This window comes from Candidatus Stoquefichus sp. SB1 (assembly GCF_001244545.1).
Classification (GTDB): Bacteria; Bacillota_I; Bacilli_A; order Erysipelotrichales; family Coprobacillaceae; genus Stoquefichus.
Genome location: NZ_LN852694.1, coordinates 844252 through 867568, shown reverse-complemented (window position 1 = coordinate 867568; position 23317 = coordinate 844252). Strand labels below are relative to the sequence as shown.

Here is a 23317-nt window from a genome sequence, read left to right as displayed (position 1 = left end):
TAATGATAAAGACATACAAGCTTATTCTGGAGGACGATGAGAATAGGATTCTTGAAGAAGATGAAGTTCTGGAAGAAATACTGGAAGACATAAGTAATATGTATAGAAGAATCATGATAATATCTTCAAAAGTAGATAAGATTTTAGAAAAATCCAATGAACGATTCTAATTAAAAAAGTCTATACAAAAAAGTGGGGTCAGTTAAGCCCCACTTTATTTGATAGATGAGATTCACGAAATCCCAAGTTATTTTAGATTACCGCTTTTTCATCTTCCACTGATTCATGTGCAAAAATAATCTCTTTAAGCTTATTTTCAACTTCTTCCATAACTTCAGGATGTTCAGCCATGAAAATCTTTACATTTTCACGTCCTTGTCCAATTTTTTCACCCTGATAAGCATACCATGCTCCAGATTTATCGATAATATTATTTTCAACTGCTAAATCAATAACTTCACCATCTCTAGCAATCCCTTTACCATAAATAATATCGACAGAAGTGGTCTTAAATGGTGGTGCAACTTTATTTTTAACCACTTTAATATTGACTTTATTTCCAACAATTTCAGAACCATTTTTAATGGCCTCACTACGTCTAATTTCAATACGAACTGATGAATAGAATTTTAAAGCACGTCCACCTGTTGTTGTTTCCGGATTTCCATACATAACACCTATTTTTTCTCTTAACTGATTGATAAAAATAATTGTACATGATGTTTTATTCATAAGTCCTGATAAACGACGCATCGCTTTAGACATCATTCTTGCCTGCAATCCCACTGAATTATCACTAATTTCACCATCAAGTTCAACTTGAGGTACAAGTGCCGCTACTGAATCCACAACAACCAAATCAATAGCATCACTCTTTACCAGTGTCTCAGCAATTGCTAAGCCCTGTTCTCCACTATCAGGTTGTGATAAAATCAATTCATCTACATTAACACCTAAATTTTTTGCATACACAGGATCAATTGCATGCTCAGCATCAATAAAAGCAGCACGTCCACCTTGTTTTTGTACCTCTGCAATTGCATGCAATGTCAAAGTTGTTTTCCCACTTGATTCAGGTCCATAAATTTCAATAATACGGCCTTTAGGATATCCACCAATTCCTAACGCTGCATCAAGTGTTAATGAACCTGTTGGAATAACATCAATATCCACCGCAACACGTTCACCCAATTTCATAACTGACCCTTTACCAAATTGCTTTTCAATCTGACTAATTGCATCAGCAAGTGCTTTTTCCTTTTTTTCAGCCGGATCATCTGTTTTCTTTACTTTTTTTTCTGCCATAATATTTCCCTCCTTACTACATATATACACATTTATTCTTCATTTTTCTTTAAAATATTTAATATTTTTTCTATTCCTAATAAAATTGCCTGTTTTTTGATCTCTTCTCGACTTCCAGACAATTCAAAACAAAACGTGTGAATCTTTTGAGCATATGCAATCGCTATGTAGATAAGTCCCACTGGTTTACCTTCCATCGCAGATGGCCCAGCATTTCCAGTAAAAGAAATACACAAATCACTAGCAAACATTTTTTGACCTTGAATAGCCATAAATCCAGCAACTTCATTGGAAACAACACCAAACTGATCAATGATTTTTTCATCAATCTTTAATACATCTCGTTTAATGCATGTCTGATAACTCACCAAACTGCCACGATACACTGCTGAAATACCACTGATACTACCAATCATATTAGCAAATCCACCGACGGTAAAACTCTCAACACTACTGATTGAAATACCTTGTTCTATTAATAGTTGTGCTAATTCTTCCATTTTACATACTCTCCATAATATATTGACTATTCTTAACAAAATAATCAATACCACTTATAACTGAAATACCTGTTGCCAGCCAAATCATAATCTGATCCATTGGAATACCAACAGCTGCAAAAACAACATTATGCAATAATAAAATACAAATTGCAATCATCTGTGTCATAGTCTTGGCTTTGCCTAAATAACTGGCTGCCAAAACAACATTCTTTTGACTTGCTACCAAACGAATCGCATCAACAATTGTATCTCTAGAAATCATAATAATAGGAATCACAATTGTAATATCCTGTGATGAAGCCAATAATAATAAAGCAGTATTCACAATTAACTTATCAGCAATTGGATCAATAAATTTTCCAAATGTTGTGACAAGATTATTTTTTCTGGCTAAGTAACCATCCAAATAATCAGTAAAAGCAGATAATACAAAGATAATAAATAAAATAATATCTAAAAGTGATAGTTCTGTAGATAAAATATCAAAAGTAGGCATCGAAATGCCTAACATTTGATAAGGTATTAAATAAATAATAACAAATAATGGGACACTAATTAAGCGGATTGTTGTTAATTTATTAGGTAAATTCATACTATTCCTTCTCTAAAGTTAATTTCAAATTAGCAGGTCCTGTTACACTATCTTCCTCAATCAAAGGAACTTCCTGATTATTGATGTAAAAATGATGTCCCACATTATTTCCATTACGTAATCGTAAATTTTCAAAATCAGCAACCTTAAATGTTAATTCAACAGTATCTGGTTTATTTTCATCAGTATAATCATGATAAACCTTTGAAACAAATTCATCATATGATTTCCCATTAACACTCATTTGTGCCCAGCAGGCACGATTATATTCTATCTTTAAGGTAAACTCTTCAGTTCCTTCAGGTAATTTAAAATTAAAATCTAATCGTCCATTACGTGTAAAATCAACATTTGTTGTTGTATTGTTATTTGTATTTGTATCATTATTTTGATTTTGCTGATCATCAGTATTTACATCACCTTCAACAGTTGGTTGATTTTGTGGTACAAATTCAGGATCTTTTGTTTGTGAGCGCGTCGCATAAAAACCATACCATATAACAACGATAACCAAGCATACAAGAATTAAAATAATAGCACCTCGAATAATCGTTACATGAGATTTATCTTCATAAACTGATGGCTTTCTAGCAAGTTGTGGTGCTTCAAAAGAAAATTTTCTGCCTTTTTTAACAACTTCATCATTGTGCTGTTCTTTTTCTTCTTTTTCCTTGACATCTTCTAAAGCAATTTCTCGCGTTAACTCCACATACTGCTGAGTGACCATTTCAGTATCCATATTTAAAATATTTGTAATCTTTTTTAAATACATTTTCACATACGCTTCATCGCCTTTATAACGGTCAAACTTTCCGTTTTCAATATCTCTTAAAATAGCTACAGAAATCTTCGTCTGAGCTGAAAGTTCTTCAATCGTTAGATTTTTTGCTTCTCTTTGACGACGTATATATTCACCTAAATTATCCACAAAAGTACCTCCTTTATGTTAATGAACATAAAAATCCAATCATAGTAATATTAAAACATAAATTGCCTTTTTTGACAACACTATCACTATTATTTTATGAATTTATGTCCTCGTTATGAATTTTTAACAAAAAAAAGAAAAAAAGTCGATGAATCATCGACAAAATAATGCTCACTCTGATAAGCCGAGTTCTGTTTTTCAACCGATTATTTATCTATGCATAGCATTTTCAATCCAGTTTGTTTCCCTTCATGAAATTCCCCTACCAAAATTTGGGTTTCATCCTTGCAGAGTTTACCTCTTTTCACTCTCCTTTTTCAAAGAGACATTGTTTCTGTGGCACTTTATGACTTATCAGCCATGCATTATGTTTAGGCCTTAGGTCTGTCGTTAGCGAACGCTACCTGCATTTCTTAGACGCAGTACAAACACTACAATCATCACAGATTGTGGATGCCCGGACTTTCCTCTACTTTCGTAGCAATCGGTTCTCGTGAGCACGCTTTATTTTACTACAATTTTAAAAAAAAGCAATCAAAAAAAGGATAAGAATTAATCTTTATCCTTATAAACTTCTTTTTCCAAGCTTGAAATTCTTTTTAACAAATCAACATTCGATGACAAATTTTCTTCCATCGAACGAATATTATCTTGTTGTAATAACTTTTCTTTCTCCAAATGTGAAACTTTTGCTTTTAAAGCCTCATTATCTTTTTGAAGACGCTCAATTTGTTCATATGAATCATTAAGCATATTAGCAAAGGTTTCATAATCTTCTACAATTGTATCAAGAAAATAATCAACTTCTGTCGCACTATAACCTTTAAAATCTATCTGAAATTGTTTATTTAATATTTTTTTAGGACTTAATTGAATTTTATTAGCCATAAACATCCACCTTTCTTCTTTCATATTTTCACAAAAATATCATATAAATGCAAGATATTTTTAAAAAAAGATGAAAATACACACAATTTAGACAAGATGTGAAAAATATATGTTATAATATATAAGACAATGAATGAAAGGATGAGGTTATGGTCAATTATCCCAACATGAAAAAAAAGACAGGATTACATGAAAGTTTATCAACTTCTCAAAAACATTATACGGCACATCGTGGCATGTCTTTGGAAGAAGATATCTCATTATCTAATCAATATTATCTTGAAATAGATAAAGCGGTTATATACAAAAAACCTACACCTGTACAAATTGTCAAGGTTGATTATCCACGTAGAGAAGCAGCAAGGATTGTAGAAGCTTATTACAAAACACCTTCTACAACCGATTATAACGGTCTTTATCGAGGACGTTATGTTGATTTTGAGGCCAAAGAAACAAAAGTAAAGACTTTTCCCTTTGGGAATATCTCAAAACATCAAATTGAACATCTACAAAAAATTATTGATCATGGTGGTATTGCATTTGTTATTATTGCATTCACTAGTCTAAATGAGGTATACTTAATTGATGCAAGTTATGTTATTTGCGATTATTATCATTCTCAAAGAAAATCAATGACTTATGAAAGAATCAAATCAAAGGGACATTTGATAGCCCAAAGTTATCAACCACGCCTGGATTATTTAAAAGTTGTAGATAGGGTGTATTTTAAGGAGGACGAATGATGAAAAAGATGAAACTCAAAAAGAAAAAACGAACTCCCCAGGAGGAATTAGCTAAAAAGAAACGAAATCGAAAGATTATTAAGATTAGTCTTTTGGTTGTTGTTTTGCTCGTTGCTTCAGTGGGGATTTATTTAGGAATAGGAATTTTTGATCAGGTAAAGGATTTTTCTAAAGAAAAATTAATGAACAATGAATCATCAATTCAAGTTTCTACTAATGGATCTGAATATTATTCTTATGGACAAGATGGTGTTCGAAAGAATGTCTCTTATGATGATATTCCTCAGGTTATGATTGATGCTGTTGTTGCGGCGGAAGATTCACGTTTCTTTGAGCATAATGGATTTGACTTACCACGTATTGTGAAAGCATTATTAGGAAATATTGCTGCTGGTGGAATTACAAGTGGTGGTTCTACAATTACACAACAGGTTATTAAAAAATCTTATTATCCTAAAGAAGAACAAACGATTGAAAGAAAAGCTGGCGAAGTTATTTTAGCAATTGAAGCAACTTCTCAGACAACTAAAGAAGAAATATTGGAACTTTATTTAAACAAAATTTATTTTGGATATGGAAATAAAGCAATTGGGATTTATGCTGCTTCTAAATATTATTTTGATAAAGCTGTTCAGAATTTAACATTGCCAGAAGCTGCATTGTTAGCTGGAACATTAAACTCTCCAAACAGTTTTGACCCATTTAAAAATTTAGCCTTAGCACAAAAACGTCGTGATACGATTTTATATTTGATGTTTGATCATGGCTATATTACGAAAGATGAATACGAAGCAACCAAAGCGATTCCGGTGGAAAATACATTGAAATCAAATCCTATTTCTTCTGGTGGACATTATCAGGCTTATGCTGATATGGTTACACGTGAAGTTTATGAAAAAACAGGTTATGACCCAAATTCAACACCAATGAAAATTACTACATATCTTAATACTGATTTACAAGAAAAATTAGATGATATTGCAAGTGGTGAAAGCTTTAAGTTTCCTGATAAATATATGCAAACTGGTGCTAGTGTTCAAGAATCAACGACTGGTCGTGTCATTGGTGTCATTTCTGCAAGAGACTATGCTCCAATGGGAACAACATATGCTTATGCTGCAAGTAAAGAAAATGCTGAAAAAGATAGTTCATTTAGATATGGACAAAGAAATCAACCAGGATCTTCTTTAAAACCTATTATTTCCTATGCATCTGCATTTGAATATCTCAATTATTCAACTGCTCATTATGTTCATGATATTCCTTACAGTAGTGGTGGCTGGACACCAGGTAACTGGGATGGAAAATATCATGGTGATGTGTCTATCAGTGAAGCTTTGTCAAGTTCATGGAACTTAGCTGCAATTCAAACATTTAAAGAAGTTATCGACAAAGTCGGTACTGAAAAAATGACAAATTATTTATCAGACTTTGGTTTTGATATGTATAAAGAAAATTTAAGTTTAGGTTATGCAATTGGTGCTTGGGCAACTGGTATTTCACCTGAAGAACAAGCAGCTGCATATGCAGTTATCGCAAACGGTGGAACATATATTGAACCACACACTGTTGCCTCTATCGAAATTCTTTCAACTGGTGAAGTGATTAATTTAGATGAAACTGCTCAAAAAGAAAAGAAACAGGCATTATCTGCAGAATCCGCATTTATGATTCGTCAAGTTATGACTGACTATGTAAAAACTACAAATTCATATTCTCGTTTAAATATTGGATTACAAATTGGAGCAAAAACCGGAACTTCTAACCATGATAAAAATGCTCCTAATAAAAAATTAGTAGGGAAAAATAAAGATTTGTGGATGGCAGCCTACTCACCGGATTACTCTTGGAGTGTTTGGGTTGGTTATACTTCCGAAGCACAAAAGAAGGGATACTTCCCAAGTGGTACAATCAATACCCAAATTTCTGCTTTAATTGCTAAATATGTTCATGGTGGTAAATTAAAGAATAGCTATCCAAGCCAACCTTCTGGTGTTGTTAAGGCAAGCTGTATTTCAGGAATTTATCCTTATGTATCACCAGGTGAAGGTGTTCCAAGTAATCGAATTGTTTCTGGATGGTTTAAAAAAGGAAACACCCCTAGTGGTACTGCTAGTGGTGCAGCGCTTAATAGTTTAAGTGCATTTACTGCCACTTTAGAAAATGGCAAAATTAATGTTAACTTTGCGGAATATGATCCAAAGAGTATGACTGAAGATGGAACTCCAACGAAAAATTATGGTGGTCAAAATCTTCCATATTTGGGTGATATTAAACAAATTTATGGTAAGGTTGTCTATGTTGTAGAAATTGCTGATTCAACTGGAAAAGTCATCCATAGTGAAAAATTAAGTACCAATGCAGCAACGTTAAATTATACATTATCTACTCCGGGTTCTTATACAGTTACAGGATATTACGCATTTGAAAGTGGTAATGGTGCTTCCAATAAAATATCTCAAACAGTCACAGTTGAAGGCGTTGTGACTCCAGCAAGTTATACAGCTGGAACACCAACAACTTCACAAATCAGTTATCAAGTTGTTGTTCCTACAGGCAGCAAAGTAACAGCTGTTCTTAATGGTGTCACACGTGAATTAACTGCTAATGGGACAATATCTTTTGATGGTTTAGCCCCAAGTACGAATTATACAACAACGTTTACGGAAACAAGAAGCGATGGTTCTACCCATCAATTAACTGCTCATTCATTTAAAACAGCAGAAGCTACACAAGTTCCTACAACGAACCCATAATGATTAAAACCTATCATTGATAGGTTTTTTTGTATACAAAAAAAGAATGATGGTCATCATTCTTATATCTTAGTTATTTTTATTTATAGATATTTCTTTCTTTTAGGTTCTTTACAAATATCAATCAAAGAACAATTCTGACATTCAGGATTCATAGCTTTACAATGATATCTTCCAAAAAAGATCATTTGATGATGTGTTTTGATCCAACGTTCTTTAGGAACAGCTTTTTGTAGTTTCTTTTCTACCGTCAGAACTGAATCCTTCTTCTGAGCGATTCCTAGCCTTTTTGAGATACGTTCAACATGTGTATCAACTGCAATAGCCGGAACCTGAAAACCCTCTGAAATAACAACATTGGCTGTTTTACGCCCTACTCCTGGTAATGTCTGTAAAGCATCATGATCACAAGGGACATCACCATCAAAATCACTGATTAATTTTTGTGCCATCGCTTTGACATTTTTCGCTTTATTACGATAAAGACCTATTGTATGTAAATCTTTTTCTAACTGTTCTAAAGGTGCATTTGCATAATCTTCCACACTTTGATATTTTTGAAATAAATTTTGAGTCAGTTTATTAACACTTGCATCTGTAGTTTGCGCAGAAAGCATAACAGCAATCAATAATTGTAATTCATTTTGATGAACCAATTCACACTTTGCATCAGGATACATTTCATCAAAAACATCTAATATACGTTGCATTTTCTCTTTATTCATGTTCTTCCCACCATTTATAATCCTTTATATTTTGTTCCACCTGATTTTTTTCTACCTTAGGTGCCATCGGTGCATAACGTCTCTTCACTCCATATTTAGCCCAATTATCAAGAATTTTTTCAATATATCTAAAAGTAATAACCCCTGATTTCACTGATTCATTTAATGCATCAACAATCATTTCATCACTATGTCCCTGACATTTCAATGAATTAATCAATTGAACTTCTCTTTGACTTAAACTTCTTCCAAAAGCATCCTCAAAAATATGAATCAAATCAATTTCCTGAGTATCCTCAACTTCCTCATGATCTAACAATCGTTTTTCTAATGGACGTAAATCAAGTGTTCCATTTTTTCTTGAAATAAAATGTTTATCTACCAAAGATATTAAAGTTTCATCTATCTTAGATAAAGGCAATTGACATAATTTACTAATTTGTGAAGGTGTGATAGGTCTTACTCCAATCTCATTTAATGTCATAATTAACAATAAAAGATAACATTCCTGATCAGTTAATTGAATCGACTTTGCCTTTAAAATTAATAACTTTTTAAAATCAACACATCGATAATCCAATAATTCATCCATATTCTACTCTCCAAGCTTAACTGCTTTCATAAATTCTCCACTCGCCAAATCATAATAAACATATAATAACATATCATCGTTTTGTTGACGACCATAATAAACAAACCTTTGATTCTCATAAGCAATGTCCAATTGAGAAATATCTGTTTTATATTTATTCTCAATTTCTTTTTTGACATCTTCCTCATTTGCAACATCACCCTGATAAGTATCTACCAGTTTTAAATCCTGATCATAAGCCACATAAGATAAAACACCATTAATTTTCACCTTTAGCATATAATACGTATCTTTACCTCTATATTCGCTAAAGTAATCCATATATTCATAATTGTTTTCTTCACATATTTGATTCCTTATTGTATTTAACTGATGATGATAATTATAATAAGGTACGTGGACATAAAGCATATAAAAAGAAACAACTGCTAATATCACAACTAATATAACCACACTTATTCGAAATACATGTTTCTTCATTGAATGCACCTCCAGTGTATTTATTATATAACAAAAGAAACAAATTGCAAAACAAAAATGAAAAGACCTCACGGTCTTTAATCATCTCTTGAATTTCCTAAAATAATCAGAAAAATTCTAAGCATACTCATTAGTGTTGAAATCATTGCAGCAACATAAGTCATTGCAGCGGCTGATAACATACTACGTGCTCCACTATATTCATCTTCATTTAAATAACGTGTTTTCAAAATAGCCAGTGCACGACTTGATGCATTAAACTCAACTGGCAGTGTCACAACCTGGAAAGCCAAGATACCGCACATTGCAAAGAAACCAAACCATGCAACATTTGTACGACTAAATATCAAACCAATGAAGATGGCTATCCATCCTAAATACTGACCAATATTAGCAATAGGTAAAATTGCATTTCTAAGCGAAATAGGAATATACTTTTCTTTATATTGAATAGCATGTCCACATTCATGTGCAGCAACTGCAAGTGATGCAATTGATGTCCCCTGATAAATATCCTTAGATAAATTAATCGTTTTCTTTCCAGGATTATAATGATCACTTAATTGACCATTGACTTCAAAAATCTGAATATCATGCAATCCCTCACTATCAAGAATCTCACGTGCCAATTGGGCTCCCGTCATACCACGAGAATTGGGAATCTTTTTATAGCGAGAATATGTTGATTGCACTTTAAACTGTGCCCACATTGCTAATAATGCAGCAATAATAACCAAAATTGTTCCAATCATATAATATCTATTTGAAAACATACCGTAATAATAAAATGGCATTGAAATCACCTCGCAACTATATTATACAACATTTATGAACAGAATATGTCACCTTTTTTCAAATTTATAAAAAAAGATGTATGAATTAATTCATCGCATCTTTTAATCTGTTGCTAGGTTTAAATGAAACTGTCTTGCTTGCTGGAATAATCATAACTTCTTTTGTTTTAGGGCTAACACCCTTACGTTCTTTACGATTATTGACTTTAAAAGTACCAAACCCTGAAATCAAGACTTTATCTCCATCTAAAATACTTTCAATCATTGTATCAAAAACTGTATCTACTAACGCTTCAGCATCTTTTTTTGTTAAATCTTTCTTTTGTGAAACGATATCAATAAGTTCTTTTTTATTCATTTTAAATTGCCTCCTACCTAAATCTAAGTAGTAGTATAACATTTCAATTTCAGCAAAGCAACAACAAATTTATAAAACTATTGCAATCACATTTGTCTTTCCTTTATTCACTATTTTACTTAAAATATCATGCACACGAATACAAGCGGTTTCATTCATTGAAGCCAATTTAACACGCATACCTTCATTAATTAAATCACCTAATTTTCGACCAAAAACATCGCAATCAAAAATAGCTTCTTTGTTATTTTCTCCATGACTTTGTAAATATTGAATAAAGGCTTCTGCTTGTTCTTTTGAACCTATAATTGGCTCAAATGTTGATTCAATATCAACTTTAATCATATGAATTGTAGAAGCAGTTGAAACAAGTTTCATTCCATATCTTGGCCCTTGCTTAATAACTTCTGGTTCACTCAATTCAATATCATCCATAATCGGCAATGCATATCCATAGCCAGTTTGTTTAACCATTTTAATAGCACTCTGATATGCCTGATATTCTTTTTGCATCTGCATCAGCTCTTGCATTTGTTTTAAAAACATTGCTGAATCAAATTTATCCTGTCCTAAGATTTCATTTAATATTTCATTATAAAGCCCTTTTCTTTCCTGAATACGCAAAGTGGCAGATGAAGAAGATGTATCAATTGATGAGAGATATGCCTTTTTTATAAAGTCAAATTCACTCATATGCGTCGCAATACTTTCCACATCTCTAAAACGCTTAATTTCCTGCAAAGATTGTTCTAAAGCCTCATCTAACGTTTGTTTAAGCCAGTGTGATGAATCCATTAAAGCAATCCAGCGTGGAACCTCAATTTTCACTTCATGAATTGGAAATTCATATAAAGCTTCTTTAAGTAAATGAGCAATATCTTCTTCACTCATTTCATTAACTTTTAAAGGAATAACTGGTACATCATGTTTTTGTTTTAAATCTTCAACCAATTCACTACATTGTATACTTCTTGGATCTTTAGAATTAACAACAATAACAAATGGTTTTCCTATTTCTTTTAACTCTTGAATAACTTCATCAGTTGCTCCTACATAATCATGTGCTGGTATTTCACAAATAGACCCATCACATGTCATCACAATTCCAATTGTCGAATGATCCTGGATCACTTTTTGAGTTCCAATCTTAGCCGCTTCATCAAATGGTATAGCTTCCAAATACCATGGTGTCTTCACATAACGGATACCCTGTTCATCCTTATATCCTTTGGCCCCATCTATGACATAACCCACACAATCTACCAATCGAATATTAACACCTAAATTTTCTTCAACATAAATACGAGCAGCTTGATTAGGAACAAATTTAGGTTCAACTGTCATAATCATTTTTCCTTCACCTGATTGAGGCAGTTCATCAGTTGCACGAATTTTCGCATCAGGATCATCAATATATGGAATAACAGCCATTTCCATAAAACGTTTAATAAATGAAGATTTCCCAACTCTCACTGGTCCAACAATACCTAAATAAATATCTCCATCACATCTTTTTCCTATGTCTTTAAGTATATCTATTGTTTGCATATACTTCCTCCTTCTTACACATCAATATATGAATTTTTTCGTCAAATAGAACATCCGTGAAGAGACAAACGTATTTTGTTTGTCCTTAGTATTAAATATGTAAAGAAAAGAAAAAATATGATAAAATAATAGAGGAAAGAAGGTATTAGATGAAATACAAAAATACATTACTTGTTGTTAATGACATAAGTCGTTCAAAAAATTTTTATCGTCGCATACTTGGTTTAAAAGTGATATTTGATTTTCATGGTCGTGTTACATTAACTTCTGGGATTGTTTTACAATCATATGAATTATGGAAAGATTTAATTCATCGTAGTGATGATGAAATTGTCTTAGAAAACTATGCAAGTGAACTTTATTTTGAAACTGATGACATTGATGAATTGATATGTACCCTTGATAAAGCCAATGTTACTCTTGTCCATCCTTTAAAAGAACAAACTTGGGGTCAACGTACTGTTCGTTTTTATGATCCTGACGGTCATATCATTGAAGTTGGTGAAACTTTAAAAAAAGTGGCCAAAAGACTCCTCTCTCAAGGTTTTTCTTATGAAGAAACAGCCAATCAAATGCAAGTGCCTGTCGACTATATAAAGAATATCAAATTTTAAACCATATGATATGCTATACTTATTCTCTTTTCATAATATACAAAAAAATGCAAGTTAACTTGCATTTTTAGCTTTTTCTTTATGTTTTTTACGTATTTCTTTATTCCAATACTTATTAGCAGTTTTCATAAATATTTTATCAGTCAGCATCGTTACCTTACTATGTGTTTCTTCATGTTTTAAAATAGCTGATGCAAAACTTTTTATGTAATTAGAAACAACAAATTTAGAAGCACTTTTCATAATAAAGAGAACGGAACCAATTTTTAAAGAGCCTTTAAATTGAAGATTTTCTTTTTCACACCATTTTTTTATAATTTTTTCAGAAAGATTGCATTTTTCAGGTTCATATTCATCACATGCAATTAATGCATAAACTTCTGTATTATTTTTTAATTGATTTTCTAATTTTTCAAATATTTCTAAAGTCGATGAAGGAATTGAATCTAAAGCAATTGTCAAAAGAAAGACAACTTGATCATACTCAAAGAAAACACGCTCATCAAAATTAGCAGCATTTCTCACATCAATAACACAATCATCATGACCTGATAAATACACTTCTAAACGTTTTAAAAAGGGTTCAACAAATTCCTGTGCATGCTTTAAGCCAGAACTAACCAATAGAATTTTAGCCATGATCAACACCTCCAAATGTATGAAGGGTATCTTCTAATTCATATTCTTCACAAAAGTAAGCATCAACAGATGAATAAGAAAATCCTAATGTTGATTCATCTAATAAATCTTTAAACATCCTTTTCTCTTCCTCACTTACATCATCACCATAGCCAATAACTAATAATTTTTTTCGCAATTGACTCACACCCAGATGACATGTTTCACCATCAACCATTGAATAATAAGGTTCATGATTAACAACAAGTCTTTCTAGCATCTTTTTAAATGGGATATCAAAACAGCCATATTTTATTTTAGTGATATAAACAATAAGTTGACACTCATTCATCCATTTTGAAATAATACTCATATCATCATGAAAATAGCAGGCACCTTCACATTTCAAACATTCTAAACCTCCAGTACATGCTGAATAATGGATATTATTTAAGTTCACTATAACTGAATTTTTGAATAATTGTGTTGAAATATCTTTATCTGTAACAACTAAGTTTTTCATATTTCATCCCCTCATAAATGTTTCTTACTTTATTGTAAAGGTTACATTTTCTTTTGTCAAATAAGTTCATCAAAATCAATCACTTTCGTCGCAATTTTTTCTTGAAAAAATTGATCATGTTCGACTAATAAAAGTGTAGGTGTATATTCTAAAATCAATTTTTCAATTTGCATTCTTGAAAAAATATCGATATAGTTTAAAGGTTCATCCCAAATATATAAATGGGCTGAAGTCGCAAGCGAAAGTGCTAACATCACTTTCTTTTTTTGACCCTCGCTCAATTGTTCTAATCTTTTTTCAAAATGAAGACGAGAAAACCCTAATTTTTTTAAAATAGTAAGTACCAACGTTTTATCAACTTGCTGCTGTGTAATCATTTCATCATATGTACCACAAATTTGTGAGCAGTCTTGTGGTACATAGCTTATCTTTAACTGAGAACCTTTCATATACTGTCCAGAATATTGGATATCTTGTCCAAGGATAAATGCTAGAACGCTTGATTTCCCACATCCATTTCGTCCTTTTAAAAGAACTCGCTCTTTATTCTCAATTGTAAAAGATAAATCATGAAACAAACATTTTTGATCATAGCTTAATGAAAAGTGAGAAAAAGATAACAAATTTTTTTGAAAATAATTGAATGGATACATTTTCAAATCATCAAATATCTCTATATCTTTAAAAAGTGTTTTTTTCTTTTCAATCTGTTCATTTTTTCTTTTTTCAATATTTTTAGATCTTTTCATCATTTTAGCAGCCATATGACCAACATAACCTTTGTCTGGTTTGACACCAGCTTCACGATGACCATGTCCATTTTTTGTTTTTTCTACCTTTTCTGACCATGATGCACTCTTACGACATGATGATTCTAAACGATCAATATCTTTTTTAAGATGTGCATTTTGTAACATCTCGTTTTCATCTCGCTTTTGTTTTTCAAAATACCAAGTTGAAAAATTCCCATTCATAACTTCGATTGTTGTAGGGTTAATCGCAATAATATGATCACAACACATATCAATAAAATGACGATCATGACTTACCAAGAGAAATCCTGTTTGACGTTTTAAATAACGTGCAACAATTTCTCGAGAATATTGATCCAAATGATTGGTAGGTTCATCAATCAATAAAAAAGTATGCTTTTTTAAAAAGAGCAATGCCAATAATATCTTTGTTTGTTCACCTTGAGATAATGTATCAAATGGACGATAAAAAACATCTTCACTATCAATGCCTAGTAATCTCAATTCTTTGTTAAATTGCCATTGTTCATGATCTGGTGCTATCTCATAACATAAATCCAATGTGTAAATATGTTTATCTTTGACATGATATGGAAAATACTCACAAGCCTCATTCAATAGAATTGTCCCTTGATACTCATATTCTCCCATTAACAATTTTAAAAACGTTGTTTTTCCTCTTGCATTACGCCCTATTAAGGCAGTTTTAAAGCTAGTATCAAATTGAAAAGATACATCTTCAAAAATAAAATCATAACTTCCTTCATAACAAAAACTTAAATGTTCAATTTGTATAAGTGCCATCTTACCCCTCCTTTGTATAATAAAAGCGACAAGAAAATAGACTTGTCGCTTAAAAAGAATATACAAAAAAGTATAAATGGTTTAAAGGATGTCTATCTTCTTGCAAGCATAACAAAAAAGGCTGTTTTCTTCTTTATTATGCATTTGTTTTAGCAAGAAAATGTATACATCCTTCCACCTCATTTCTATCCATATTATACATGAGTCTTTATAAAATGCAAGAAAAAGAGTCCTGATGGACTCTAAACAAATTTATCAATATCAGCAGGAATTTGATTATTCTTAATAACATTAATAATTTTATTCATTTGTTCTGGTTTCACTTGCTTATTTGTCATCTTTGAAATCTTGTAAACAAATTCTTTAATGTTTTCATCATTGTTCAAATCTTTTGTTTGCAGATCACTCGCAAGTGATAAAATATCCTGTTTTGAGACATGGGTCTTACTTGAGACTTTGTCTAATAACTTATCTTGTTTATCCAATTTGATCACCTAAAATAATATATGCGATTATTTTATAATTGTTCAGCTTTTAAATCTCTCATCATTAAAGATGCTACAGTTTCTTCTGGTGAAGCATTTTCATAAAGTACACTGTATACAGCATCAACAATTGGTGTCTCTATTCCATAATCATGTGACACAACATCATCATGAATAATTTTACATGTTCTTACCCCTTCACATGTTTTGGTATTATGAGCCATAAAATCGATGGCACGATTACTTTGTCCAATTTCAAATCCAGCCTGAAAATTACGTGAATGAACTGATGAGCATGTTACAACCAAGTCACCAATACCTGTCAATCCAAAATAGGTTTCTCTTTTTGCTCCTTTAATCATTCCATATAATGACATTTCATGTAATCCACGCGTAATTAGGGCAGCTCTGGTATTATCGCCATAACCTAATCCAGCCACAATTCCTGATGCCACAGCAATAACATTTTTATAGGCTGCACCATATTCAGCCCCAATTTCATCAGTTGTTGTATAAACTCTAAAATAATGATTAGAAAATAATTGCTGAACATCTTTAGCAAATGTTTCATCTAATGATACAGCACAAACAGCTGTTAAAATTCTTTCAACAACTTCTTCTGCATGGGAAGGTCCAATTAATGAAACAACTGGATTGATTTCCTGATTTGAGAAAACACTTCTAATCGTTTCTGAAATACGCATATTGGTATTCATATCAAAACCTTTTGATGCATTGACAACTGTGACTTTATTTTTTAATAAAGGCTTAACTTTTTCTAAAGTACTTCGTACAAATTGCGTTGGAATAGTAATTAAAATATATTGAGCGTCTTGGATTGCTTCTTGTAAAGATAAAGTCGCAACAATACTTTCTTCTAATTGAACCTCTTTAAAATATTTATAATTACAATGTCTAATATTAATATCATCTATCTCATTTTGATCAATTCCATACATCATGACAGCATGACCATTATCATTAAGAACACGTGCCAAGCCTGTTGCCCAGCTTCCGGTTCCTAAGATTGCTATTTTACTCATTTTTAATCCCTCTTTCTTGCTATGATATGGATTGGTGTACCTTCAAATCCAAAAGCTTCGCGTAATCTGTTTTCAAGATAACGTTTATAACTAAAATGCAAATACATTGGATCATTCGTAAATAAAACAAATGTTGGTGGACAAATACTCACCTGATTAGCATAATATATTTTTAATCGTCCGCCATTAAATGTTGTGGTTGGGTTCATCGCTTGTGCATCAATTAAAACATCATTAAGGACACTTGTTGTTACACGTTTACGATTATTTTCATAAACTTCCTGAATGAGCGGAAACAATTGGCCAATTCGTTTATGCTCTTTAGCAGACACAAAAACAATGGGTGCATAATCCAAATACTTAAATTGCTCTCGCAATTCTTTTTCCATCTTTTGCATTGTTTTCTCATCTTTTTCAACCAAATCCCACTTATTGACAATCAAAATGACCGCCTTACCTGCTTCATGAGCATTTCCTGCAACATGTTTATCTTGTTCGATAATCCCTTGAGCCCCATCAACAACAACCAAAACAACATCACTTTTTTCAACGGCTGATAAAGCACGTAAAATCGAATATTTCTCTATATTTTCATAAATTTTTCCTTTTTTACGCATACCAGCAGTATCTATAACACGATACTTTTGACCATCTTTTTCAAAAGCCGTATCAATCGCATCACGTGTTGTTCCTTCAATATCAGAAACAATAACACGTTCTTCACCTAATAAGGCATTTGTTAGAGATGATTTTCCTACATTTGGTCTACCAATAATTGAAAAACGAATTTCATCTTCATCATGTTCATCTTCAGTTTCAGGCATTAATTTAATAATTTCATCTAAAATATCACCAATTCCAATTCCATGACTTCCTGAAACTGCAATCGGTTCACCTACACCTAAACTATAAAAATCATATATATTATCTTTAAAAGCCTGATCGTCAATTTTATTAACAGCTAATACAATTGGTTTTCTTGATTTTTGTAACATTCTTGCAACAAACACATCTTCTTTCGTAATACCTTCACGACCATTTACAACAAACAAAATAACATCTGCCTCTTCAATTGCAATTTCTGCCTGCATACGAATTTGTTCAGTAAAAGAGGCATCCTCAATTTCAATACCACCTGTATCAATAATTCGAAAATCACGTGTTAGCCAAGAGGCATTGGCATAAATACGATCACGTGTCACTCCTGGTACATCTTCAACAATTGAAACCCTTTCTCCGACAATACGATTAAAAATAGTTGATTTCCCAACATTCGCTCGTCCAACAATCGCTAATACTCCTTTAATCATTCTTCCACTTCCTTTCACTATACTCTTTGTGCAACCAAATCCATGACATGTGCCACAACTTCATCTAAAGACATATCTGATGTGTCAATTTCAACTGCATCATCAGCCTTTTTAAGTGGAGATATTGCACGATTCATATCCTGCTCATCACGCTGAGCAATTTCGGCTTTGATAGCCTCTAAATCAGAATCTAATCCTCTTTCTATATTCTCTTTATGTCTACGCATTGCACGACATTCAATACTTGCTATTTGATAAATCTTTAATTCTGCATCCTTTAAAACAACTGTTCCAATATCACGCCCATCTAAAATCACACCGCCACCTTGAGCCATTTGACGTTGCTTATCGACCAAGAAAGTTCTAACTGCAGCGTATTTTGAGACAATACTTGCTCCCATAGAAACTTCATTTTCTCGTATATAAGTTGTAACATCTTCATGATTTAAATGAACTGTTCCATCTGGTAACATTTGAATATCCATGTTCTTTAATAATTCTCCAATGCCAGTCTCATCTTCAAAATCAATATGATTTTTCATAGCATAATAAGCCACGCATCGATACATCGCACCGGTATCAATATAAGTATAATTTAAATTTTTTGCAACCATTTTAGCAATTGTTGATTTACCTGCTGCAGCTGGTCCATCAATTGCAATTGAAATTTTTTTCATTATGTATCCTCCTTAAAAAACTAAGGTTACCCCTTAGTTTTAAAACAATAATTGTTTAACAATAAAAAACGCCAACACGATAAAAATAACAATAAACACAATAATAACATAATTTAAAATTGTGACTACTTTGCTTTCTTCTTCCACGTCTTCCTCTTCAATATCTGGTTCAGGTTCTTTTGGATGAACAACTTCTTTTGAACGTGTTTTTTGTTTTTTATGTTTCTTCTGTTCATGCATTAAATCAGCAACCGTTAAATCTTCTTCAAATTTTTTGAGTTCTTCAGCATCTTCTTCTGGAGACATTGCTGCTAATTTTTCTAACAAAGACATCTTCTTATGTGGTTCTTCATGCAATGTATATTCTTCTGTCTCATCATAAGAATGAGTTGGAATATGGTCTTCTTCCTGTTTAATTTTATTAAGAATATCTAAACGAGTATTGTATTGTTCTTTACCTACATTCACTTTTGCTTGATTTAAAGCCATCTTCACTTCTTCATTATCTTTTTTAAGTGTTTCATAAGAAAGTGGTTCAATCAATGTATCATCAATACTTGGCTTTTCATCCTTTGGTAAAAATGCTAAAAAATCATCATCACTTTCATCTGTTGACTTCACAACATGATGATCAATAGCCACTTCTTCTTTCATTTCATCTCTTAATTCTTTATATTTATTAATTCTTGTTTGCTTTTCCACCTTTTCATCACCGTTCTCATTATAACATAACTACAAAAATTATAAAATAATCTTTAAAAATAATTATATTTAGTTTATAATAGAGGTATATTGAATAGGAGGAATAAAAAAATGTATAAAGTTAATGAAAATTGTATTGGATGCGGTGCTTGTACAGCTGTATGTCCAGAAGTTTTTGATTTAAATGGTGATGGATTAGCAGAAAACATTATTGGTGAAGTCCCTGCTGAATTAGAAGATTCTGCTAAAGAAGCTATGGAATCTTGTCCAGTTGCTGCTATCGTTAATGAATAGTCAAAAAGATCTCGCGATGAGATCTTTTTTTATTTTGAACTTGATTTATAAAAATTCATTTCATTTTCAATCATTCTTTTTTTATCATCACTTTGAGGTTGTCTAAAAAAAGTAATGGTGTGACATTTATTGCACCAAATAAAGTGAACGTCTTCTAACTCTTTATATTCTATAAATGGCTCCTGAGCACCACAAATCCCACACATATTTGCTTTTTCCTGATCTAAAACTACACTTCGCATATTTTTTTACCTCCTTGTTTACAATTATAACCACTTCTTATTTCTCTTCAATAAACTTCATCATACAAATTCCTACAAAAAAGGAATATTCCTATCATGATATTCCTTTTTGAAACAATTATTTTTTATGATAGTTCTGTTTTTTAGCCAATGCCATATTCTTAAGTTCTTTGACTTCTTGTGGTTTTAATCTTCGGTATTCTCCTGGTCTCAATCCTTTTAATTGAATATTTCCAACAGAAATACGGTGTAATCTTTTAACACGATGTCCCATTGATTCAAACATTTTCTTGACCTGACGATTTTTACCTTCTACTAATTTTATCATTAACATTGTTGTTTTATGTTCAACATCTTTTCCAACAACTCTAATTTTACATGGTAATGTTTTGACACCTTCCAAATAAATACCTTTTTCTAACTTATTTAATGTTTCACCAGTTACCAGTCCAGTGATTGTCACTTCATAAACCTTTTCTAAATGTGATGAAGGATGCATCATTAAATTAGCAAACTCCCCATCATTACTCATTAGTAAAACACCTGTTGTATCATAATCTAAACGTCCAACTGGATAAATACGTTCTGATACATCATTAAAATAATCAATAACTGTTGGCCGACCCAACTCATCACTGAGTGTACAAATGCATCCTTGAGGTTTATAAAATAAATAATAAACTTTATTTTCTCCTTCTAATGCTTTGTCATCCACCATAATAAGATCACCTTGTTTCACCTTAAACCCTAGCTCACTTACGACTTCACCATTGACTTTGACTCTCCCTTGACGAATAAGATCTTCCGCTTTTCTGCGTGATGTATATCCACTCGCTGCTATTGCTTTTTGTAGTCTTTCCATAGTCTCACGTCCTTTCTTCATTCATTATACACATATTTAAAAATTACACAAACATTTTTAAATATATTGTGATTGCAAAAAGAACGGATAAAAAATCCATTAATAAGCCTACCCATAAAGCATAACTTGTTTTTTTCATTTGAATAGAAGAAAAATATAAAGCGACAACATACATTGTTGTATCACTTCCACTTTGAATCAATGTTGCTAATAAACTTAAAGGATGATCAACCCCAAAAACTTCATAAAAAGAATATAAAAAAGAAAGCGAAGCATTTGCACTAATTGGACGCAATAGTCCTAAAACAAAAATATCTATAGGAATTTGAAGGGTTTGAATAATCGGTTGAAATAATGCACTTAAAACATCAATACATCCACTACTTCTTAATAATTGTACAAATAACATAAAGGCCATCAAAGTTGTAAAAATTGGTTTAATCAATGTAAGAGCATCTTTGACTCCGTCAATAAACAATTCAAAAAGATGACATTTTTTGATAAGTCCATCAATAAAGACTATAAGCAAAAATATAATAATAACCTTATTCATGATCAATCACCCTTTGTACAATAAGACCTATTATAATAATTGTCACAGCAATCAATAACATATAAGGATAAAATGCATAAATATCAGTTGAACCCATTTGCTTTCTTAACATAATCAGTGAAGATGGAAACAAACATAAACCAGCTGTATTAACAATCACTAATGTTAACATTTCTCGACTAGGACGATTGGATAGTCTATTGAGTTCATTTAATCTTTGAAACGCCTTGATTCCACTCAAAGTTGCTAAAGAACCTAGACCTAGTAAATTAGCAACGACATTAGAAGATAAATAGGCATATACATTTTCTTGGTCTAAAATGGGACCATAAATCAAACGTAATAGAGGTTTTAATAAAAACGATAAATAATTCATAAATCCTGTTTTTTCAATAATATTTAAAAAGCCACCCCACAGACATGCTGATAAAATCACTGTTGTCACTAAATCAAATACCAAATAAGGTGTCTCCATCATAGCATTCATCATATCTTCTTCATGATGCAACAATAAACCCGTCAACAAAAAAATAACAACGCTCCATTTCCATACTTTAGCCATTGACAAATTCTCCTAATAAAATCATCCAATATCTTAAGATTGTCTGTAACCCTGCTTCTTTTTTTACCTCATAGATTTGCTGTTTTGATACATATACTTTTAATGAATCCTGATTGCCAATCATTGAAGCTTTCACAGCTTCATTACCACAATAATACAAATCTTGATCAATTAAAAATGAATGTCCATGATACTGATAGATTCCTTTAGGTAATACCAGAATGTTTTGATATTTTTCAAAACATTCTTCATATTTATCTTTATGAAATTCAAAATCATTACCACAATTAAATGTCACAATAATCAATGAAATATCATTTTTAACTGCTCGTGTTACTAATGTTCGCTTGGCTTTTTTGGTAAAACCCGTTTTACCACCCACGCAATATTCGTATTCATTCAATAAACGATTCTTATTATGCCAAGTCCCTCCCCCATCTTCACGCAAATACGTTTCTTTCATGACAATATCATTAAAAATAGGATTTTGTGAACAATAAGACATTAATAATGCCATATCATAAACAGTTGATTGATTACCATCATCTTCTTCATCTAATCCTGTTGGATTAGAAAAATGAGATTGTGTCATTTTTAATTCCTGAGCTTTTTCATTCATCATTTTCACAAAAGTTTCAATATCCCCACCAATATTCTTGGCAATGACATTAGCAGCATCATTGCCACTTCTTAATAGCAATCCATGTAAAAGATCTCTTAAATTAATGCGGTCTCCAATATGTATATAGACCCCACTTCCCCAAGCCTCATTCACTTCTTCACCAATTTCATATTCATCATCAAGTTGTCCATTTTCAATAGCAACAATGGCTGTCATAATTTTAGATATTGATGCTACACTTTGAACCGCATTTTGATTTTGTCCCTCTAAAACAGTTTGATTATAAGAATCCATCACGATATATGCTTTTCCTTGAAAATTGACTGCTTTAACGGGTGTTAAACATAATAAAAAACAAAGTACACTTAACCATTTTTTCATAATATCACCTAACGCATTATATGAAAGAAATGAAATCTTATGATTGCTTATTTTTTTAGTA

General features: G+C 31.7%; 29 protein-coding genes and 1 other RNA gene. 5 read left to right on the top strand and 25 right to left on the bottom strand.

Annotated elements, in window-relative coordinates:
• Positions 1 to 2: 2 nt before the first annotated feature.
• The gene (locus tag BN1865_RS18380) at positions 3 to 170 is read left to right on the top strand and encodes a hypothetical protein (RefSeq protein ID WP_157844079.1); all 168 of its coding nucleotides are present in this window, start codon (positions 3 to 5) and stop codon (positions 168 to 170) included.
• Positions 171 to 252: 82 nt separating this feature from the next.
• Here BN1865_RS18380 and recA read toward each other — a convergent pair whose 3' ends face one another.
• The 6 genes from recA to BN1865_RS07940 form a co-directional block, all read right to left on the bottom strand.
• The gene (recA, locus tag BN1865_RS07960; protein WP_050636712.1) at positions 253 to 1305 is read right to left on the bottom strand and encodes a recombinase RecA; all 1053 of its coding nucleotides are present in this window, start codon (positions 1303 to 1305) and stop codon (positions 253 to 255) included.
• 32 nt (positions 1306 to 1337) lie between these two features.
• Positions 1338 to 1805 carry a CinA family protein gene (locus tag BN1865_RS07955; RefSeq protein WP_050636711.1) on the bottom strand — a complete coding sequence of 156 codons (468 nt, stop codon included), beginning with the start codon at positions 1803 to 1805 and terminating at the stop codon, positions 1338 to 1340.
• A 1-nt stretch (position 1806) separates the two neighbouring features.
• Positions 1807 to 2400, bottom strand: coding sequence for a CDP-diacylglycerol--glycerol-3-phosphate 3-phosphatidyltransferase (gene pgsA / locus BN1865_RS07950; RefSeq protein ID WP_050636710.1), 594 nt, complete (start codon positions 2398 to 2400; stop codon positions 1807 to 1809).
• A 1-nt stretch (position 2401) separates the two neighbouring features.
• Positions 2402 to 3328, bottom strand: coding sequence for a helix-turn-helix domain-containing protein (locus BN1865_RS07945; RefSeq protein ID WP_050636709.1), 927 nt, complete (start codon positions 3326 to 3328; stop codon positions 2402 to 2404).
• Between the two features lie 178 nt (positions 3329 to 3506).
• Positions 3507 to 3822: RNase P RNA component class B (rnpB, locus tag BN1865_RS17980), an RNA gene on the bottom strand.
• 58 nt (positions 3823 to 3880) lie between these two features.
• Positions 3881 to 4216, bottom strand: a complete 336-nt coding sequence (locus tag BN1865_RS07940; protein ID WP_050636708.1) for a DivIVA domain-containing protein — start codon at positions 4214 to 4216, stop codon at positions 3881 to 3883.
• A 149-nt stretch (positions 4217 to 4365) separates the two neighbouring features.
• Here BN1865_RS07940 and recU point away from each other — a divergent pair, with 149 nt between their 5' ends.
• The gene (gene recU / locus BN1865_RS07935) at positions 4366 to 4959 is read left to right on the top strand and encodes a Holliday junction resolvase RecU (RefSeq protein WP_050636707.1); all 594 of its coding nucleotides are present in this window, start codon (positions 4366 to 4368) and stop codon (positions 4957 to 4959) included.
• Positions 4959 to 7715 carry a transglycosylase domain-containing protein gene (locus tag BN1865_RS07930; RefSeq protein WP_232780354.1) on the top strand — a complete coding sequence of 919 codons (2757 nt, stop codon included), beginning with the start codon at positions 4959 to 4961 and terminating at the stop codon, positions 7713 to 7715. The genes recU and BN1865_RS07930 overlap by 1 nt, the downstream gene beginning before the upstream one ends.
• A gap of 83 nt (positions 7716 to 7798) precedes the next feature.
• On the opposite strand, the gene nth is transcribed toward BN1865_RS07930, so the two are convergent.
• The 6 genes from nth to spoIVA form a co-directional block, all read right to left on the bottom strand.
• Positions 7799 to 8440, bottom strand: a complete 642-nt coding sequence (gene nth, locus BN1865_RS07925) for an endonuclease III (RefSeq protein ID WP_050636705.1) — start codon at positions 8438 to 8440, stop codon at positions 7799 to 7801.
• Positions 8433 to 9032, bottom strand: a complete 600-nt coding sequence (locus BN1865_RS07920; RefSeq protein ID WP_050636704.1) for a DnaD domain protein — start codon at positions 9030 to 9032, stop codon at positions 8433 to 8435. Before BN1865_RS07920 ends, nth begins: the two co-directional genes overlap by 8 nt.
• Before the next feature lie 3 nt (positions 9033 to 9035).
• A complete protein-coding gene (locus BN1865_RS07915) occupies positions 9036 to 9512 on the bottom strand; it encodes a hypothetical protein (RefSeq protein ID WP_050636703.1) in 477 nt (158 codons plus the stop codon).
• 77 nt (positions 9513 to 9589) lie between these two features.
• Positions 9590 to 10306, bottom strand: coding sequence for a zinc metallopeptidase (locus tag BN1865_RS07910; RefSeq protein WP_050636702.1), 717 nt, complete (start codon positions 10304 to 10306; stop codon positions 9590 to 9592).
• An 85-nt stretch (positions 10307 to 10391) separates the two neighbouring features.
• Positions 10392 to 10664, bottom strand: a complete 273-nt coding sequence (locus BN1865_RS07905; RefSeq protein ID WP_028044678.1) for an HU family DNA-binding protein — start codon at positions 10662 to 10664, stop codon at positions 10392 to 10394.
• 69 nt (positions 10665 to 10733) lie between these two features.
• Complete coding sequence (gene spoIVA / locus BN1865_RS07900) at positions 10734 to 12212, bottom strand: stage IV sporulation protein A (RefSeq protein ID WP_050636701.1); 1479 nt, start codon at positions 12210 to 12212, stop codon at positions 10734 to 10736.
• Positions 12213 to 12361: 149 nt separating this feature from the next.
• On the opposite strand from spoIVA, the gene BN1865_RS07895 reads away from it, so the two are divergent.
• A complete protein-coding gene (locus tag BN1865_RS07895; protein ID WP_050636700.1) occupies positions 12362 to 12826 on the top strand; it encodes a VOC family protein in 465 nt (154 codons plus the stop codon).
• A gap of 54 nt (positions 12827 to 12880) precedes the next feature.
• On the opposite strand, the gene BN1865_RS07890 is transcribed toward BN1865_RS07895, so the two are convergent.
• The 8 genes from BN1865_RS07890 to BN1865_RS07855 form a co-directional block, all read right to left on the bottom strand.
• A complete protein-coding gene (locus BN1865_RS07890) occupies positions 12881 to 13465 on the bottom strand; it encodes a hypothetical protein (protein ID WP_050636699.1) in 585 nt (194 codons plus the stop codon).
• The gene (locus BN1865_RS07885) at positions 13458 to 13967 is read right to left on the bottom strand and encodes a hypothetical protein (RefSeq protein ID WP_050636698.1); all 510 of its coding nucleotides are present in this window, start codon (positions 13965 to 13967) and stop codon (positions 13458 to 13460) included. Before BN1865_RS07885 ends, BN1865_RS07890 begins: the two co-directional genes overlap by 8 nt.
• Positions 13968 to 14023: 56 nt before the next feature.
• The gene (gene abc-f / locus BN1865_RS07880) at positions 14024 to 15523 is read right to left on the bottom strand and encodes a ribosomal protection-like ABC-F family protein (RefSeq protein WP_050636697.1); all 1500 of its coding nucleotides are present in this window, start codon (positions 15521 to 15523) and stop codon (positions 14024 to 14026) included.
• Positions 15524 to 15765: 242 nt separating this feature from the next.
• Positions 15766 to 16017 carry a stage VI sporulation protein F gene (locus tag BN1865_RS07875; protein WP_232780353.1) on the bottom strand — a complete coding sequence of 84 codons (252 nt, stop codon included), beginning with the start codon at positions 16015 to 16017 and terminating at the stop codon, positions 15766 to 15768.
• A 23-nt stretch (positions 16018 to 16040) separates the two neighbouring features.
• On the bottom strand, positions 16041 to 17051 hold the full coding sequence (locus BN1865_RS07870) for an NAD(P)H-dependent glycerol-3-phosphate dehydrogenase (protein WP_050636695.1): 1011 nt from the start codon (positions 17049 to 17051) through the stop codon (positions 16041 to 16043).
• A 2-nt stretch (positions 17052 to 17053) separates the two neighbouring features.
• A complete protein-coding gene (der, locus tag BN1865_RS07865; protein WP_050636694.1) occupies positions 17054 to 18361 on the bottom strand; it encodes a ribosome biogenesis GTPase Der in 1308 nt (435 codons plus the stop codon).
• A 17-nt stretch (positions 18362 to 18378) separates the two neighbouring features.
• On the bottom strand, positions 18379 to 19038 hold the full coding sequence (gene cmk, locus BN1865_RS07860; RefSeq protein WP_050636693.1) for a (d)CMP kinase: 660 nt from the start codon (positions 19036 to 19038) through the stop codon (positions 18379 to 18381).
• 39 nt (positions 19039 to 19077) lie between these two features.
• Positions 19078 to 19740, bottom strand: coding sequence for a hypothetical protein (locus tag BN1865_RS07855; protein ID WP_050636692.1), 663 nt, complete (start codon positions 19738 to 19740; stop codon positions 19078 to 19080).
• 111 nt (positions 19741 to 19851) lie between these two features.
• On the opposite strand from BN1865_RS07855, the gene BN1865_RS07850 reads away from it, so the two are divergent.
• Positions 19852 to 20034, top strand: a complete 183-nt coding sequence (locus BN1865_RS07850) for a ferredoxin (RefSeq protein ID WP_050636691.1) — start codon at positions 19852 to 19854, stop codon at positions 20032 to 20034.
• Between the two features lie 29 nt (positions 20035 to 20063).
• Here BN1865_RS07850 and BN1865_RS07845 read toward each other — a convergent pair whose 3' ends face one another.
• The 5 genes from BN1865_RS07845 to BN1865_RS07825 form a co-directional block, all read right to left on the bottom strand.
• Positions 20064 to 20276, bottom strand: a complete 213-nt coding sequence (locus BN1865_RS07845) for a hypothetical protein (RefSeq protein ID WP_050636690.1) — start codon at positions 20274 to 20276, stop codon at positions 20064 to 20066.
• A 118-nt stretch (positions 20277 to 20394) separates the two neighbouring features.
• On the bottom strand, positions 20395 to 21138 hold the full coding sequence (locus tag BN1865_RS07840) for a pseudouridine synthase (RefSeq protein ID WP_050636689.1): 744 nt from the start codon (positions 21136 to 21138) through the stop codon (positions 20395 to 20397).
• Between the two features lie 43 nt (positions 21139 to 21181).
• Positions 21182 to 21691: a spore maturation protein B gene (locus BN1865_RS07835; protein WP_050636688.1), complete on the bottom strand. Its 510-nt coding sequence runs from the start codon at positions 21689 to 21691 to the stop codon at positions 21182 to 21184.
• Positions 21684 to 22253 (bottom strand): hypothetical protein, encoded by a 570-nt coding sequence (locus BN1865_RS07830; protein WP_050636687.1) that lies wholly within the window; start codon positions 22251 to 22253, stop codon positions 21684 to 21686. The genes BN1865_RS07835 and BN1865_RS07830 overlap by 8 nt, the downstream gene beginning before the upstream one ends.
• The gene (locus tag BN1865_RS07825; RefSeq protein ID WP_050636686.1) at positions 22246 to 23256 is read right to left on the bottom strand and encodes a D-alanyl-D-alanine carboxypeptidase family protein; all 1011 of its coding nucleotides are present in this window, start codon (positions 23254 to 23256) and stop codon (positions 22246 to 22248) included. The genes BN1865_RS07830 and BN1865_RS07825 overlap by 8 nt, the downstream gene beginning before the upstream one ends.
• Positions 23257 to 23317: the final 61 nt, after the last annotated feature.